Here is a 16,638-nt window from a genome sequence, read left to right on the forward strand (position 1 = left end):
AACACCGTCCGTTGTGGACAGTGCTTTCTGAACATATCGTTATTCGTCTTCGAGAGAAAGAGCCGGCTCTGTTTCCTGTTTCACATCTTCTTCAGGTGTGATAGTTAAATTGTGGTGTTCGCGGACACGCCGCTCGATGGCGTTCAATATTTCCGGATGCTCTTTTAAATACTGCTTGGAATTTTCGCGTCCCTGGCCAAGGCGTTCGCCCTCATATGAATACCAGGCACCGCTTTTCAGAACGATATCCAGTTCGGCTGCAATATCAAGCACCGATCCTTCACGGGAAATTCCTTCTCCGTACATAATATCCACCTCTGCTACTTTAAACGGAGGTGCCACTTTATTTTTTACGACTTTGATTCTCGTTTTGTTACCGATCATTTCATTTCCCTGTTTCAGCGTTTCCGCACGTCTTACGTCAAGACGTACGGAAGAGTAGAACTTAAGCGCGCGTCCGCCTGGAGTTGTTTCCGGGCTTCCGAACATAACGCCGACTTTTTCACGGATCTGGTTAATAAATACGCAGATCGAGTTTGACTTGCTGATCGCACCGGATAATTTACGAAGCGCCTGAGACATTAGGCGTGCCTGAAGACCAACGTGGGTATCGCCCATTTCTCCTTCAATCTCCGCTTTTGGTACAAGCGCTGCTACGGAGTCAACAACGATCATCTCAACTGCGCCGCTTCGTACAAGTGCTTCTGCTATTTCAAGCGCCTGTTCTCCCGTGTCCGGCTGGGACAAAAGAAGTTCATCAATGTTGACGCCGAGTTTGGCTGCATATGCCGGATCGAGCGCGTGCTCTGCATCGATAAATGCCGCCTGGCCGCCGCCGCGCTGCACTTCTGCAATCGCATGGAGGGCAACTGTTGTTTTACCTGAAGATTCCGGTCCGTAAATTTCAATAACACGGCCGCGCGGGTAACCGCCGACTCCAAGAGCAATATCAACTGCCAATGTACCGCTTGAAATGGTGGAGACGCGGCGGTCGGTCTGCTCCCCCATTTTCATTATGGATCCTTTTCCAAACTGCTTTTCAATATTTTTCAACGCCTGGTCGAGCGCGGCTTTTCTATCATTCATATGATCTCTCCTTTTTATTAAATGCTGTTTTTTTCCAATGCCTCCCCCGATTTATTGGAAAAAAGAAGGAACGCTGGTGAATCGCTGCTGCACTTTATCGCTAAATACATCATACCCTTTTTTGTTCCGTTTGCCAACTAATTTGCGAACATCCATTCGCTTTTTTTATTATTTTTTCCAAAGGGGCCATAACGGCGGCTAATGGAAAAGCTGCCTGCTTCGATGCAGGCAGCCCGGTACTATTTTGTCTGTCGCGCAGCAGGACGGGGAGACGTATTTGTACGTTTCGGCCGTGGCTTTGCCGGTTCAAGGTTTACCCTTGCTCCGTTAATTCTGGAATAGCGCAGAGATTCATATACGAACGGCGCCACGTCATCCGGCACTTCTACGAACGTAAAGTTTTCAAAAATATCGATGCGTCCCACTGCTTTGCCGGCAATGCCAACCGCTTCGGAGATTTCCTCGATCAGAATTTTAGGGCTCATATTAACGTTTCTTCCTACGTTAATAAAGAAACGCGTCATCCCTTTAGCTCCGCCGGTTTCTCCGAAGTTATACGCATCGTCATTTCCGCCGAGCGAGCCCGAAAAATTCATTTTCATTAACGCACGGATAATGTCTTTTGGATCGGATTCTTTTAATAATTCATCGGTAAGGTCATCAAATAAATTCAGGTGCTCTTCTTCGCTGAACTGATCCGTAATCATTTTTTTCCACGATTCCTGCTGCTTTTCGACCACTTCTTCAATAGAAGGCACTTCACTGGACGGAATGGTCATTTTGATTTCTGCTTCAATAGAGCGAAGGTGCTTCATTTCCCTCGGAGTTACAATCGTAAGCGCCTGACCGTTCTTACCGGCGCGTCCGGTCCGGCCGATACGATGCACATAGCTTTCCGGATCCTGGGGAATATCATAGTTAATCACGTGGCTGACGTTCTGTACGTCGATCCCGCGTGCCGCTACATCTGTTGCCACAAGAAATTCGATCGACGCATCACGGAATTTTTTCATGACCGCATCACGCTGGGCCTGGTTTAAATCGCCGTGCAGGCCGTCCGCCAGATATCCCCGCGCCTGCAGCGCTTCTGTTAGTTCCGCAACGCCTTTTTTTGTACGGCAGAAAATAATTCCGAGCTCAGGATCCTGGCTGTCGAGAATTCGGCACAGGGAATCCTGTTTGTTCTTTTCCAGCACTTTATAATATACCTGGGCGATGGAAGGAGCCGTTACTTCTCCTTTATTAATGGATACAACCTGCGGCTTTACCATGTATTTCTGGGAAAGCTTCTTAATAGCAGGAGGCATTGTGGCGGAGAATAGCAGAGTCTGCCTGTCTTTATTCACTCTTTTTAATATCGTTTCAATATCTTCAACAAACCCCATATCGAGCATTTCGTCTGCTTCGTCAAGGACGACTGTTTTCACCTGATTCAGTTCAAGCGTGCCCCGGCGGAGGTGATCCTGAACACGGCCCGGTGTGCCGATCACAATCTGGACTCCTTCTTTTAAAGCCCGGATCTGATGGCCGATCGACTGGCCGCCGTATATAGGCATCGTACGAACACCTACATGACGGGACAGCTTTTGAATTTCTCCGGACACCTGGATGGCAAGCTCTCTTGTAGGGGTCAGAATAATAGCCTGAACGTGTTTTTCTGTCGTTACGCTGTTAATAATCGGAATGCCGAAAGCAGCTGTTTTTCCCGTACCTGTCTGGGCCTGCCCGATTAAATCAATTTTTTCCAGAATTTTCGGGATAGCTTTTTCCTGAATAGGGGAAGGTTCTTCAAATCCCATTTCCTTTACAGCCTGTTTTATTTCACTGCGAATTGAAAAATCATCAAAAAACGTCATTATTTATCACCTTTTCTTTCCATAACAGTCGATAGCCGTGAAACACGGCAGAATGCCTGATTAATTTTCTGCTTCCTCTTAGTTCGAGCGGAAAAGCTTTTACTTCATTATCTACAGCCAGTCCGATCCAGACGGTGCCCGGCGGATGACCTTCAAGCGGGTCCGGTCCGGCCACTCCTGTAAAACTTATACCTACATCAGCCTGCATGTAGTCTTTAACGTTCACGGCCATTTCTTCGGCGCACTCCCGGCTTACCGTACCGTAGGAAGCAATCGTTTCAGCTTTGACACCGAGAAGCTGCTCCTTGGCAGAGGCCGAATAGGCTACGGCTCCCCCCGCAAATACGGCTGAAGCGCCCTCTACATCTATCGCTTTTTTGGCAAACCATCCGCCGGTCAGACTTTCCGCCGCTGCAATGGTTTTGCCGGACTCTCTCAGCCGGTCGAGCGTCAGCTCAATCAACGGCTTCTCCCCAACAGCATAGCAGTACTCTCCGGCGCGTTCGAGAATCTGCTGTTCGGTTGCAGCGATCAGCTTGTCAGCTTCCTCTGCTGTCGAAGCGGCCGCTGTTACGCGTATAATGACTTCTCCTTCTGAAGCAAGCGGTGCAATGGTTGGATTGGATTGAAATCCTATAATATCTTTAAGTTTTGCTTCAAGCGTCGACTCTCCGATTTCCGTAAAGCGGAAAATTTTTGATTCGATCACTTTATTTTCCTTCCTGTTTTTCAGCAGATAAGGCTTTCCTTCTTTTTCAAACATCATTTTCATTTCATGAGGCGGTCCGGGAAGAAGCATATAATGCGTATCGTTCTGCTTAAATGCTACCCCGCAGGCAAGCCCGTTGTGATTTTCCAGCACACAGCTGTCTTCTAAGTATAGAGCCTGACGCTTATTGGCCTCTGTCAGCGCCATCCCCCGCTCTTCAAAAAATAGCGTGAGACTTTTCATTGAAGGGGGATGCTCTATTAATTTACGTCCTGCATGCTCTGCTGCCACATCTTTGGTAAGGTCATCTTCTGTCGGTCCAAGCCCTCCGGTCAGTACTACCAGATCCGCCCGCTTTTCAGCCTCGGTTATTGCTTCGTGAAGCCGTGCGGTATTATCTCCAATCACAGTATGCCTGAAAATGCTGATACCAAGAGCTGCCAGTTCTTTTGACAAATGCTGGCCGTTCGTGTTGGCTATTTGGCCGAGCAGCAGCTCTGATCCTACCGCGATTATTTCTGCATTCATAAGGACAGTCCTTCTTTCTGTTAGGTGGATTTCAGCATCACATGTCTGTTTTTCATAAAATAATCAACGCCGGAAACAATAGTCAGGATTACAGCAATCCACATCAGTCCCATGCCGAGCGGAAGCCCGATCAAACTAAACGGAAGGTTATGGAAAAGCAGCACGGTAATAGCCGCCATCTGAAAAACAGTTTTCCATTTGCCAAGTCCGCTTGCGGCAATGACGTCCCCTTCGGCAGCAGCTACAAGCCGGATGCCGGTTACGGCAAACTCCCGGCTTAAAATCACGATCGCCATCCAGGAAGGCAGAAGCTGTAAATCAATTAATGCAAGCAGCGCAGCTGTAACAAGCAGCTTGTCTGCAAGCGGATCAAGAAATTTTCCGAAGCTTGTTATCAACTGGTGCTTCCTGGCAATATATCCATCAAGCCAGTCGGTAGCAGCGGCCACAATAAAAATAACACCGCCTATTACATGAGACACAGGGATACTGGACGTGCCGGATCCAATCATGCCAAACCATGGAGGAATTAACATGAAAAACACAAACAGTGGAATTAATGCTATTCGTGCCAATGTAATTTTATTAGGAAGGTTCATCAGGCGCTTACCTCTCTTCTTTTTCTTTCTAAACAGCGCTCATCTAAAAAAATGATGTCAGTTGTTATTGTACCATAATTCTTCCACCCAGCGGCGGATGCGTATACATTTCCCGCTGGTCTGCCGGGCTTTTTTCCGTTCTTCTTTTAACCGGCAGATCGCATCTGTAAATAATGGATGAAAAAAAGCGCCGGAGCTGCGGCGCTTTTTACTCCATTCTTTCAAACACAATGTTCTGGTGAATAGAATCATTCGGCCATTCAAATGCTTCGCCGTTAATGGTTAGTTCTACACCTGAGGTATTCCCGATATTCAAGAGAACATAATCCAGATCACTATAATCCAGAGTGACAGGGTCCATATCAGCGGTTCCATCATACTGGTCAATAATACTGCCGCTCTCATCCTTTGTATCAATATACGATTCGCCGGTGAACGTCAGCTCTATCTCCAGCGTTTCCATACCAGAGACGTCAAATGTAGTTACCATGCCTTCACTTGATACTTCTTCCGGCTGGCTGCCGTTTTCTTCTTCTTCTTCTGCCGGAGCATCCTCTTCTTGTTCATTTTCCTGAGAAGCAGGCGGTTCTCCGGGGTCTTCGTTTGATTCTACCTGCACTCCCGGATCGTCCCCCGGAGAAGAGGACTGGTCGCCGCTGTCGCTCAGGCCCTGAATAGCCAGAAACAGCCCGAAACCGACAATTCCCAGAAATAGGATGCCCGCAAATACAGGCAGAAGCGTTGGTCTGCCCTGAGACTTTCCGGACGCTTTCCTGCGGCGCTGGAGACGATCCATGCGGGATTTCCGCCTGTTTTCAGGATGATGGACTTCCGGAAGCTCTCCTCCGTACTGTTCTATTACCGTATCCGGATTGAGGCCGAGCGCTTCCGAATAGCTTTTTACGAAGGCTTTTGCATAAAAAGCTCCCGGAAGAGCTTCATACTGTCCGTTTTCAATGGCCAGCAGATAACGTTTTTGAATTTTCGTCGCTTCCTGGAGATAATCAAGGGACATGTTCTGATCCAACCGTTTGTTTCGCAGAAAAGCTCCTAATTCTGACATGCTGTACCACCTATCATTTAACTAATATCAAACGAAGAAAAGCCGGAATCCACTACGTCATACGTAATAACCTGACTTTCATCATTACGCAGTTCTATAATACAATCAAAATCCTGGATCGTGTAGTGGGACTCACGGATAAATATATCCGGGTGCTCGACTACTTTAACCGAGGGGAGCTTCATCACCTGGTCAACAAGATCCCTGTGCTTCTGTGGAGCCCGCATCATGCTGACGATGCCGTCAATAATATAAATATGTCCTTCTCCTTTTTCATCTTCCCCCAGATGGCTTCTTACCGTCTGGCGAAGAAGAGTGGACGATATAAATGTCCAGCGCTTATTGGCGCATACGCTTGCTGCGACAAGCGATTCGGTCTTTCCGACACGGGGCATCCCGCGGATACCAACTAAATAATGCCGATCTTTTTTGAATAGCTCGGCAATAAAATCAACGAGCAGTCCTAATTCATCCCGTACAAACCGAAACGTTTTTTTATCATCGGCATCCCGCTCAATATAGCGCCCGTGCATAACGGCCAGCCGGTCGCGGAGCCTCGGTTCCCGGATTTTCCGAAGGGTAATAGTGTCGATTGTTTCCATAATGCTGCGAAGTCTTACGACCGAATCATCCTGCCGGCTGCGGATCAGCATGCCGCGGCGGCTGTTTTCTACGCCATTGATCGTTACGATGTTAATAGAGAGCATACCGAGCAGGGAAGAAATGTCCCCGAGAAGGCCGGGTCTGTTCTCATGAATTTCATACTCCATATACCATTCTTTAGGTTCTATTGTCTCCGCCTGCCTTTCTGTACTGAACTATATATAGATTGGTTACTGTTATTGTAACGTTTGTCTAAATACGGTACAAAGCTTTTTTATGAAAAGCCTCCGTCTATTTGCAGAATATGACCATTCATGTACGATGAGCTGTTTGAGAATAAAAAAGCGACGGCTTCTGCCACTTCATCAGGCCGGCCCATTCTCCCTGCCGGAATCTGCGCGACGAGATCTTCACGCTCTTCGCCGGTAAAAATACCGTTCATGGGAGTATCAATTACTCCGGGAGCAACTGCATTAACTTTCACACCGCTCGGAGCAGCTTCTTTTGCAAGAGAACGAACAAATGCCTCCATTCCCCCTTTAGCAGCCGAATAAACCGTTTCCATGGCCGTCCCGCTGCTTGCCCAGATAGAAGAAATAAACACCATCGTTCCCTGTTTTTCCTGAATCATATAAGGAAGCAGCTTTTGGGACGTGAAGACCGCCTGAATCAAATGGGAATGGAACTGGTTCATAATTTCTTCCGGCTCTGCATCCTGCAGGAGCCCATACAAAGAAGCTCCTGCTGCATAAACCAGACCGCTGACCGGGGAATGCACCTGCTGAAGCAAGATTTCTGCTCCATTTTCTTTTGATAAATCGGCACGGACTACATATGCTTCCGCCCCATAGGAGCGGCACGCTTCGGCAAGTTCATCCATATGGTCTTCCGAAGCGCTGTGGCAGTGCAGAAACAATGAATGCCCTTCCCCGGCAAGTTTAACGGCAGCGGCGCTTCCAATCGCACCGCTTGCCCCGGTTACTAATACAAACGGCTTTCTGCTACTCATTTTTCTTTTTTACGACTTGAGATACGGAACGTTCCGGTCCGTGGAAGTGCTGATTCCATAATTCCAGGCATTCTTCTGCTGTAATAGACTCCAGCATAGCTGCTGTGTCAAACATATCCATTCCCGCGAAGGCATAGCTCGTATACTGACTTGCCATAAATTCGAGACTGTTAAGCTGGCGCAGAAACGTACCAATGTTGCGGCGCTTAATACGCTCAAACATTTCTGAATCAAAAGCAGCCGGATCTTTTGTTTCGAGCAGGCTTGTAATACGATTTTGAAGCTCGTCCGGCTGCGCCGTGTCCCCGCCTGCTACAAAAAAGGTGAACGAACGGTCTACCTGAAACTCACCGGAAAACGAGTCATCTATCAGACCTTCTTCGTACAAAGATTCGTAAAAGGTAGTGCCGGGGCCGATCAGCGTATCCATCAGCAGATCCATGGCAAGTTCATAACGCATTAAATCTTCGCCGGTTCTTTCCTGAAGCACTTTATAGCCGACGAGCACTTTTGGCGTATTAACGCTCATTTCCAGAACTTTCTTATCAGATGCCGCTTCAGCCGGCTCTTCCGGAAGAATTCGTTTCAGCTCCGGTGCAGGAGGAAACTCCTTGCCTGCCTGGTTCTCTTTAATTAACGCCATCAGCGCCTCCGGCTCGGCGTCGCCTGCAATGAACAGCGCCATGTTGGATGGATGGTAAAACGTTTCATAGCACGTATATAAATCTTCTTTCGTAATGTCATAGATAGATTCTACCGTACCGGCGATATCGATTTTTGCCGGATGCTCATGATACATGCCTCCAAGAAGCTGGAAAAAGGCAAGCCAGTCCGCCTGATCTTCGTACATGCGGATTTCCTGTTCAATAATGCCCTTCTCTTTTTCCACGCTGTCCTCCGTAAAATAAGGATGCTGTACAAAATCCAGCAGCGTACTGATATTTTTTTCTGTCTGCGCGGTGCTTGAAAACAAGTAGGCCGTTTTCGTAAAGCTCGTAAACGCATTGGACGATGCCCCCTGTTTACCAAACGTCTGGAACACATCCCCTTCTTCATCTTCAAACATTTTATGCTCCAGAAAATGAGCAATGCCGTCCGGTACTTTTACCGGCTCACTGCCTCCAATCGGCGTAAAATGATTGTCGATTGAGCCGTAGTTCGTCGTAAATGTGGCAAATGTTTTATGAAAGCCTTTCTTCGGCAGAATATACACCTGCAGGCCGTTATCAAGTACTTCGTAATAAAGCTTTTCATCAATGGTGCTTTTTTCGAGCGTGTTCATTTATTGGTCCTCCTTCTCTCCGTGAAGAAAAAATACAGTATCTATTACAATATCTGCTGCGCAGTCGGCTACTTCTTCAAGCGTAACGGCTTGCACCTGGCTGATCCATTCATCCATGGATATCTGGCGTTCTCCGACAATGCCCTGATACAGCAGGTCTGCGGTACCCTTTGCCGAATCGGCAGTTTCAAGCAGCTGATTGACGAGCATGCCTTTAGTCTGCTCTACTTCGTCTTCGGTAAAACGCCCGATTTTCATGTCTTCAATCTGCTCTGTAATAATAGCGAGTGCTTTATCATACTGGGACGTTTCGATACCGGCCATAATTGTTACAAAGCCTTTTAGGCTGTCATACCTCGATGCTGCATAATAAGCGAGGCTTTCTTTTTCCCTGACGTTTAAAAACAGCTTCGAATGAGGAAATCCGCCGAGCAGCGCATTGGCTACCTGCATGGCAGCAAACGAAGAATCTTTAAAATAGACCGGCACCCGGCAGCCAATATGCAGTTTACCCTGCTGAATATCATCGGTTTCTTTTATATGATTAGGCGTCTCCCTGACGGAATAAGCGGTTCCTGCAGCTTTTTTAACGTGACGATTTTCTTCAAATACGGAAAAGGCCGAAGCTGCTTTGGCGGCCTGGGCTTCTTCTACATCCCCGATGATATACATATCGACCTTATCTTCTTTCAGCATGGATTCATATACTGTCATCAGGCGCTCCGCTGATACAGCCTCCAGACGTTCGAGCTCTCCCTGAGCCTGTAATCTATAAGGATCCTCCGGAAACATATGCTGGAGCATACGGTTGTTGGCATAGCGGATTTTGTCATCGTATACGGCTTCCATCCGCTGTTGGAGGTTGCGTTTTTCCTCTGCAATAATTTTCTCAGAGAAGATACCATTTTCCAGATAAGGGGACAGAACAGCTCCTTTTAGAAAAGCGAGTCCTTCTTCCAATAGCGGTTCTGCATGTTCAATATACCGCTCATTGGCAATATCGAGCCGGAAGGTCAGCAGATGATAGTCGCCTTTTTTTGCTACGTCCGTCGTAAAAACGGCTCCATATAAATAATCCAGGTGGGAGCGGATGCTTTTACGTGAAGGATAGTCGGCTGTTGCACTTTTTAATACCTGGGAAAGCAGCGAACGTTCTGTTGCGGTTTCCGCCTCAAGCGGTGCAAGCATCTGCAGAAGAATCGTTGTCGTTTTGAATTTTTTTGTCGGAAGCAGATGAAGTGCGGCTCCCGTATTAATCTGTTCTTTCTCTACCATTGGCTTTGAGCCCCTTTCTTAATAGCGCGGTGCTTCTTCTTCGGCTGCCGGAGGGGCGGAGATCACATCTCTTGGTTTGCTCCCGCCGTAAGGTCCTACAATACCCCGTTCTTCCATGGCGTCAATCAGGCGTGCGGCTCTCGTATAGCCTACCCTGAACTTACGCTGCAGCATGGAAACAGAGGCGCTTTGTCTTTCTACAACAAATGCTACCGCTTCGTCATATAAAGAATCATCTATTTCTTCTACCTGTTCTACCTTGTCATCAGGAATCATTTCTTCCTGGTAATTTGCTTTCTGCTGGGCAATTACGGAGGCGACAATCGCTTCAACTTCCCCGTCGGAAATAAATGCGCCCTGAATACGGGTGGATTTGTTTGATCCTACTGGAGAAAACAGCATATCCCCTTTTCCGAGAAGTTTCTCAGCACCCCCGCTGTCAAGGATCGTACGGGAGTCGATCTGGCTCGTTACCCCAAATGCGATCCGCGATGGAATGTTTGCTTTAATTACTCCTGTTATTACATTAACAGACGGGCGCTGGGTTGCGATAATCATATGAATCCCTGCAGCTCTTGCCATTTGTGCCAGTCTTGTAATCGCATCTTCTACGTCGCTTGAAGCGACCATCATTAAATCGGCCAGCTCATCCACGATGACAACGATGTAAGGCAGTTCCAGCTGTTTTTCCGTATTTTTCTCGTTTTCTTTCTTTACATACTGATTGTAGCCCTCCATGTTGCGCGTACCTGTGTGGGAAAACAGATCATAGCGCCGTTCCATTTCGGCTACTACTTTTTTCAGTGCCTGTGCGGCACGTTTTGGCTCTGTTACTACCGGTGCCAGCAGATGTGGAATACCGTTATACACGTTAAGCTCTACCATTTTAGGGTCAATCATCATCAGTTTTACTTCGTGCGGCCTTGCTTTCATAAGAATACTCGTAATGATTCCATTAATACACACACTTTTTCCGCTTCCTGTAGCACCTGCTACGAGAAGATGCGGCATTTTATTCAGGGCAGCCAGCACTGGTTCTCCTGATATGTCACGGCCAAGAGCAACGGCAAGCGGGTGATTGTCTTTTTTCATTCCGGTTTCCAGCACTTCCCGGACCGTCACCATTGCCACTTCCTGATTCGGTATTTCAATGCCGACGGCTGATTTTCCTGGAATAGGTGCTTCAATACGGATATCACGAGCTGCCAGAGCCAGTGCCAGATCGTCGGTTAAATTGACAATCCTGCTCACTTTCACGCCGGTATCCGGCTGCACTTCGTATTTAGTTACGGCCGGTCCCAGGTGAACTTCGTTAACCTTTGCTTTCACTCCAAAGCTTAACAAAGTCTCTTCCAGTTTTCTTGCATTTGAACTCAGCATACGTTTTTCTACATGCTGGGTATTCCGCTCCGGTGCATTTAATAAATCAAGTGAAGGCAGTATATAATTTTTATTCTCTTCTTCCGCCGAAGAGGCCAGTACAGCTTCCTCAATCACTTCAGCGTCTCCGCCTGTTTCAGCAGGCTTTTCTGCTGCTTTTTCCTTTGCCGGCGCGGCGGCTGGTTTTTCCGGCTCCTCCTGCTTTTCGTAGGCGTTTTCTGCAAAATTGTAGATAAGCGGGGTTTCCGGCTCCTGTTCCACCAGCTCCTGCTGTTCGTACTCCGGCTCTTTAGCTTTTGGTGCCTGCTTCTTTTTTGCAGGTTTTGGTGTTGGTTCAGCTTCGCGAGCCTGCTTTTTCTGCTCCCGCTGTTCTTTGGAAGCCTGATATTTTTCACTGAGCACGGCCTGCGTCTTTTTCACAGCTGGTCCTGCTTTGGTTTTTGTCCCATTAGCCAGATCCTGTATCGTTACGCCGGTAATAATCATTAACGCCACGACAGCAAGCAGCACAGCAATCAGATAAGAGCCCGGCACCCCGAAAAGGGTGTATGTACCCGTATACAGCAGCGCTCCTGTCATGCCTCCTCCAATTGATGCATTGGCTGCTCCTGACGCCTGCTCTGTAAATGCATTCCACGTGACGGCCAGGCTGCTCTCCCCATTTCCTGCCCGGTTCATAAAAGAAATGTGGCTGAAAATCAGTACGGAGAGAGCGCCCAGCAGAACGCCTGCTCCAATGCGTTTATTTATCCGCGGCCATTTCTTCTTGAAAATGAAAGCAGCTGCTACTGCCATTACAGCAAGGTTCAGTACGATATGAAAGTCCCCTGCAAAAAAGCGCAGAAAAGAAACGAGCAGCTCTCCTACCAGCCCGAATTGAAACAGCGCTGTTAAAGCCAGGGTAAGCAGAACCAGTCCCGTCCACTCTATCTTCATTTCGCTTTTTCGTTTTTTGGACCATTTTTTTGTTCGTTTACGTGTTTTTGCCACTGATTGTCCACCTCATTATCTGTTCTCACCTGTTGTTTTAAAACCATTCTATGTTCGGATATGCCTGTTGTTATTATAGCATATGCCTTTGCTGCTAAGGCGCTGCGGCTTGTATTTTTTAGTTCTTCATATGCAAAGAGCCTGCTGGAGAATCATAGATTCCAATCAGCAGGGCTCTTCTTCTTTTTTAAATTAAACTTCCATAATAATAGGCAGAATCATAGGACGGCGCTTCGTTTTTTCATAAAGAAAACGGCTCAGCACGTCGCGGACGCTGCTTTTTAACGTAGACCATTCTTTTTCTTTTTCAGCAATGCATTTCTCAAGCGTAGCTGTTACTTTTTTATTGGCTTCTTCAAGCAGTTCCTCCGATTCGCGTACATACACGAACCCTCTGGAAATAATATCCGGACCGGAAGCAATCGTTCCCGTTTTCTTATGCAGGGTAACGACCACAACGAGAATGCCGTCTTCGGATAGAAGGCGCCTGTCACGGAGAACGATGTTTCCGACATCTCCTACGCCGAGTCCGTCAATTAATACGTTGCCGGAAGATACTTTGCCGGCGCGGCGGGCTTTGCGTTTCGTAAATTCAACCACTTCACCTTTATCGACTAAAAAGATATTGGCCGGATTAACGCCGGCTTTCTCAGCAAGTTCGCCGTGGGCGGACTGCATCCGGTATTCCCCGTGGATCGGGATAAAATACTTCGGTTTAACAATATTGAGCATTGTCATTAATTCCTGCTGGCTGGCGTGCCCGGACGTATGAATGCTGTTCTTTCCATAAACCACTTCCGCGCCTACTTGATAAATTGCATCAATTGTACGGCTGACGGTTTTTTCATGGCCCGGTATCGGATTGGCAGCAATAAGCACTTTGTCGCCTTCCTGAATGGAAAGCTGGCGGTTTGCCCCTTTCACAAGACGGGTCAGCGCAGACATCGGCTCTCCCTGGCTTCCGGCACACAATATGGTTATTTGATGAGGCGCATAGCTTTCCACCTCGTTTGTCTCAATAAAGGTATCTTCATGATGCTGAAGGTAGCCGAGTTTGTGTGAAATTTCAATTGCTTTGAGCATACTGTGGCCCACTACCGCAATTTTGCGTCCTTCTTTTTCTGATGCATTAATCACCTGCTGAATACGGTGAATATTGGATGCAAACGTTGTTACGACAATACGGCCTTTTGTTTCAATAAAGGCATCCATCATCTGCTCGCCTGCTACCGCTTCAGAAGGAGTCGTCCCCGGTACTTCCGCGTTAATACTGTCGGAAAGCAGGCAGAGAACGCCTTTTTTACCGTAATTGGTCAGCTTGCCGATTTCAGTAAGCTGGCCGTCTATCGGCGTCTGGTCGAATTTGAAATCTCCTGTATGCACGATCAGTCCCTGCGGAGTGTCGATGCATACGCCGATAGAATCCGGCAGGCTGTGCGTCGTTCTGAAAAAGCTCACAGGCAGGCTGCCGATTGTCAGACGGGATTTAGGATCAAACGTGCGCAGATCCGATTTTTTACGGAGGCCGTTTTCTTTAATATGATCTTCCACAATCGCAATCGTAAGCTTTGTGCCGTAAACCGGCGCGTTAATCTTACGAAGAATGTAGGGAAGCGCTCCTATGTGATCTTCGTGTCCGTGTGTCACGATGATACCTCGGATTTTTTCTTTGTTCTGTACGAGGTACGAGATGTCCGGAATAACGATGTCTACGCCGAGCATATCATCTTCCGGGAACATTAGCCCCGCTTCAATAATGAGAATATCTTCTTCTGTTTCCACAACATACATATTTTTACCAATTTCGCCTACGCCGCCCAAGGCAAAAATACGAATGCTGTCTGTATTTTGATTTGACAATGTGTTTCCTCCTATATAGTCTATATTCTTCTGTAGTAGTGTGATCGCAGCAGTCATCTATTTTCTTTGCATACCCGGTCCAGCACTTGATTGTAGTATAACGCAAGTAGAAATAAGAATACAAGGTTCTTTGCTATCGGAAAAGGGGCCCGGTTGTCTTTTCCATATGTAATCAGGCCTTTTCATCCCGCCATTGTGCAAATAAAAAGCCCGGCCGTCAGGCCAGGCTGAACCACTGTTCCAGCTGCTTAATTTCCGCGTCCGTCAGCGGAAGCATCGGCAGTCTTGTGTCGCGTGATATAATTCCCTGCTGCTCGAGCATCGCTTTAACCGGCGCCGGATTTGGAGCAATAAAGCATGCTTTCATTTTAGGAAGCAGCGACCGGTGAATAGCCGATGCATGCTCCACAGACCCTTCAGAGAAGGCCTGAACCATTTCTCTAAGTTCATGTCCTGCAATGTGGGCAGCGACGGACACTACTCCATGTCCGCCTACACTCATAATCGGAAGCGTCATCGAATCATCCCCGCTGTACACTGCGAAATGTTCCGGAGTCGAAGCAATGATATGCGAAATCTGATCGAGGCTTCCACTTGCTTCTTTCACCGACGTAATGTTAGGTATGCCGGCCAGCTTAATCATCGTTTCCGCCTGCAGGTTAATAATGCAGCGTCCTGGTATGTTATATACCATAACAGGAAGAGTTGTAGCTGAAGCGATCGCTTTAAAATGTTCATACATGCCTTCCTGGCTTGGCTTATTGTAATATGGCGTCACTGCCATTATTCCGTCTATGCCGAGCTTCGAGGCTTTTTCCGTTAGAGCGGTGGAATAACCGGTATCATTTGTACCCGTACCGGCAATAACCGGAACACGTCGTCCGCTGATTTCCGCGGTCCGTTGAAAAAGTTTTAGTTTTTCTTCGGTGGTGAGTGTCGGTGATTCTCCGGTGGTACCAGCTATAACCAGACCTTCACTTCCAGTCAGTATCAGATGTTCCACAACTTTTTCCACGCCCTGCCAGTCAATCTTCCCCTCGCTGTCGAAGGGAGTGACCATGGCGGTTAATATTCGGCCAAATTCCAAGCTCTCCCTCCCCCTTTCCTTTTTTACTTTGGTTTTTTTATATAGGAAAATGGAGAATGCTTTACTTTATTACTGTTTCACCTGCCGGCCTAATTCAAACATCTGGTGAAGTGCCAGCACGGCTTTATTCATATCTTCTCCGTGAACAAGCGTCCAGATCGTCGTATGTGAATCAGCTGACTGCAGGATGGATATATCTTTTTCAGCGAGCGCTCCTACAATTTTGGATACGACGCCGGGAACTCCGGTCATGCCCGCGCCCACTGCAGATATCTTGGCGCAGTTATGAATAAAAGTACCTTCAAGCTGCTTTGTGTCGAGCAGAATTTTCACTTCCGGGCTTCTTTCGTCCGGTACCGTAAAGACCAGGCGCTGCGGCTGAATCGTAATAAAGTCGACGGAAATGTCATTGTCAGCCAGCTCTCTGAATATGGCCGCCTGCTGCACTACTCCTTCGGTATGCTCCACGGTAACCTGTGTGACGCCGGAAATATGGGCAATTCCGGTCACCTGGCGTTCTATCCGGTCCGAGCCTGCTGCACCCCCGATAACAGATGAAATCAGCGTTCCGGCAGCTTCTGATGCCGTCGAGCGGATTCGGATAGGAACTTTCCCCTGCATTGCTATTTCCACTGCCCGGGGATGAATAACCTTGGCACCCTGATAGGCCATATTACAGATTTCCTGATAGGTCGCAGACGGAAGAATTTCTGCTTCGCCGACAACGCGCGGGTCAGCGGTCATAATGCCTTCTACATCGGTAAAAATATCCACATACTCTGCCTGGAGGGCTGCGCCGATTGCTGTTGCCGACGTATCACTGCCTCCCCGGCCAAGCGTAGTAAGCTCTCCATCACCGGATACGCCTTGAAATCCGGCTACGACTACAACATCAACTTCTTCGAGCCGATGTACGAGCGCTTCGGTCTGCATGTCCACAATACGAGCTGACCCGTACTGCCCGTCTGTGCGGAAGCCGGCCTGCGCGCCGGTCATAGCTGACGCTTTTAATTTTTTCGATTGCAGCAGCTCCGTGAAGATAACGGAAGAAATTGTTTCTCCTACGCTTACGAGCATATCTTTTTCCCTAGTGCTGATCTGGGAACCGTTTTGATTCAGCAGGCCGAGCAGCGTATCTGTTGCATAAGGGTCTCCCTGCCGTCCCATTGCCGAAACAACGGCGACGACTTTGTATCCTTCTTCTACCGCACGTTCTACGTGAGCAGCTGCGAGTTCTCTCGTTTCTTTATCTTTAACGGATGTTCCGCCGAATTTTTGTACTATGACTTTCATGCTGCTGCACCTCGTTTA

14 protein-coding genes are annotated in these 16,638 nt (G+C 47.8%); all 14 read right to left on the reverse strand.

Annotation, left to right across the window (positions count from 1 at the left end; translation table 11 throughout):
* Positions 1 to 39: 39 nt before the first annotated feature.
* The 14 genes from recA to dapG all read right to left on the reverse strand — a co-directional run bounded on the left by recA (position 40) and on the right by dapG (position 16,620).
* Positions 40 to 1,086, reverse strand: coding sequence for a recombinase RecA (recA, locus tag ATL39_RS04995; protein ID WP_120192201.1), 1,047 nt, complete (start codon positions 1,084 to 1,086; stop codon positions 40 to 42).
* A gap of 239 nt (positions 1,087 to 1,325) precedes the next feature.
* Entirely contained in the window at positions 1,326 to 2,942 is a 1,617-nt protein-coding gene (locus tag ATL39_RS05000; protein WP_120192202.1) for a DEAD/DEAH box helicase, read from the reverse strand.
* A complete protein-coding gene (locus ATL39_RS05005) occupies positions 2,929 to 4,179 on the reverse strand; it encodes a competence/damage-inducible protein A (RefSeq protein ID WP_120192203.1) in 1,251 nt (416 codons plus the stop codon). Before ATL39_RS05005 ends, ATL39_RS05000 begins: the two co-directional genes overlap by 14 nt.
* A 20-nt stretch (positions 4,180 to 4,199) precedes the next feature.
* Positions 4,200 to 4,778, reverse strand: coding sequence for a CDP-diacylglycerol--glycerol-3-phosphate 3-phosphatidyltransferase (gene pgsA, locus ATL39_RS05010; protein WP_120192204.1), 579 nt, complete (start codon positions 4,776 to 4,778; stop codon positions 4,200 to 4,202).
* Between the two features lie 57 nt (positions 4,779 to 4,835).
* A complete protein-coding gene (locus ATL39_RS17385) occupies positions 4,836 to 5,003 on the reverse strand; it encodes a hypothetical protein (RefSeq protein WP_170146841.1) in 168 nt (55 codons plus the stop codon).
* Positions 4,987 to 5,841, reverse strand: coding sequence for a helix-turn-helix domain-containing protein (locus ATL39_RS05015; protein ID WP_120192205.1), 855 nt, complete (start codon positions 5,839 to 5,841; stop codon positions 4,987 to 4,989). Before ATL39_RS05015 ends, ATL39_RS17385 begins: the two co-directional genes overlap by 17 nt.
* A 17-nt stretch (positions 5,842 to 5,858) precedes the next feature.
* Complete coding sequence (locus tag ATL39_RS05020; RefSeq protein ID WP_245960925.1) at positions 5,859 to 6,611, reverse strand: DUF3388 domain-containing protein; 753 nt, start codon at positions 6,609 to 6,611, stop codon at positions 5,859 to 5,861.
* 107 nt (positions 6,612 to 6,718) lie between these two features.
* Positions 6,719 to 7,453, reverse strand: a complete 735-nt coding sequence (gene ymfI / locus ATL39_RS05025) for an elongation factor P 5-aminopentanone reductase (RefSeq protein WP_120192207.1) — start codon at positions 7,451 to 7,453, stop codon at positions 6,719 to 6,721.
* Positions 7,446 to 8,735, reverse strand: a complete 1,290-nt coding sequence (gene yfmH, locus ATL39_RS05030) for an EF-P 5-aminopentanol modification-associated protein YfmH (protein ID WP_120192208.1) — start codon at positions 8,733 to 8,735, stop codon at positions 7,446 to 7,448. Before yfmH ends, ymfI begins: the two co-directional genes overlap by 8 nt.
* A complete protein-coding gene (gene yfmF / locus ATL39_RS05035; RefSeq protein WP_120192209.1) occupies positions 8,736 to 10,010 on the reverse strand; it encodes an EF-P 5-aminopentanol modification-associated protein YfmF in 1,275 nt (424 codons plus the stop codon).
* Between the two features lie 18 nt (positions 10,011 to 10,028).
* Positions 10,029 to 12,380: an FtsK/SpoIIIE family DNA translocase gene (locus tag ATL39_RS05040; RefSeq protein WP_170146842.1), complete on the reverse strand. Its 2,352-nt coding sequence runs from the start codon at positions 12,378 to 12,380 to the stop codon at positions 10,029 to 10,031.
* 192 nt (positions 12,381 to 12,572) lie between these two features.
* On the reverse strand, positions 12,573 to 14,240 hold the full coding sequence (locus ATL39_RS05045; RefSeq protein WP_120192210.1) for a ribonuclease J: 1,668 nt from the start codon (positions 14,238 to 14,240) through the stop codon (positions 12,573 to 12,575).
* Positions 14,241 to 14,457: 217 nt separating this feature from the next.
* On the reverse strand, positions 14,458 to 15,327 hold the full coding sequence (gene dapA, locus ATL39_RS05050; protein WP_120192211.1) for a 4-hydroxy-tetrahydrodipicolinate synthase: 870 nt from the start codon (positions 15,325 to 15,327) through the stop codon (positions 14,458 to 14,460).
* A gap of 69 nt (positions 15,328 to 15,396) precedes the next feature.
* Positions 15,397 to 16,620, reverse strand: coding sequence for an aspartate kinase (gene dapG / locus ATL39_RS05055; RefSeq protein WP_120192212.1), 1,224 nt, complete (start codon positions 16,618 to 16,620; stop codon positions 15,397 to 15,399).
* Between the last annotated feature and the right edge of the window lie 18 nt (positions 16,621 to 16,638).

It is taken from the genome of Sinobaca qinghaiensis, assembly GCF_003610495.1.
Taxonomy (GTDB): domain Bacteria; phylum Bacillota; class Bacilli; order Bacillales; family Marinococcaceae; genus Sinobaca; species Sinobaca qinghaiensis.

Coding starts and splice junctions, on each gene's coding strand:
- recA (WP_120192201.1), bottom strand. CDS start 1,086: ATGAATGATAGAAAAGCCGCGCTCGACCAGGCGTTGAAAAATATTGAA.
- ATL39_RS05000 (WP_120192202.1), bottom strand. CDS start 2,942: ATGACGTTTTTTGATGATTTTTCAATTCGCAGTGAAATAAAACAGGCT.
- ATL39_RS05005 (WP_120192203.1), bottom strand. CDS start 4,179: ATGAATGCAGAAATAATCGCGGTAGGATCAGAGCTGCTGCTCGGCCAA.
- pgsA (WP_120192204.1), bottom strand. CDS start 4,778: ATGAACCTTCCTAATAAAATTACATTGGCACGAATAGCATTAATTCCA.
- ATL39_RS05015 (WP_120192205.1), bottom strand. CDS start 5,841: ATGTCAGAATTAGGAGCTTTTCTGCGAAACAAACGGTTGGATCAGAAC.
- ATL39_RS05020 (WP_245960925.1), bottom strand. CDS start 6,611: ATGGAGTATGAAATTCATGAGAACAGACCCGGCCTTCTCGGGGACATT.
- ymfI (WP_120192207.1), bottom strand. CDS start 7,453: ATGAGTAGCAGAAAGCCGTTTGTATTAGTAACCGGGGCAAGCGGTGCG.
- yfmH (WP_120192208.1), bottom strand. CDS start 8,735: ATGAACACGCTCGAAAAAAGCACCATTGATGAAAAGCTTTATTACGAA.
- yfmF (WP_120192209.1), bottom strand. CDS start 10,010: ATGGTAGAGAAAGAACAGATTAATACGGGAGCCGCACTTCATCTGCTT.
- dapG (WP_120192212.1), bottom strand. CDS start 16,620: ATGAAAGTCATAGTACAAAAATTCGGCGGAACATCCGTTAAAGATAAA.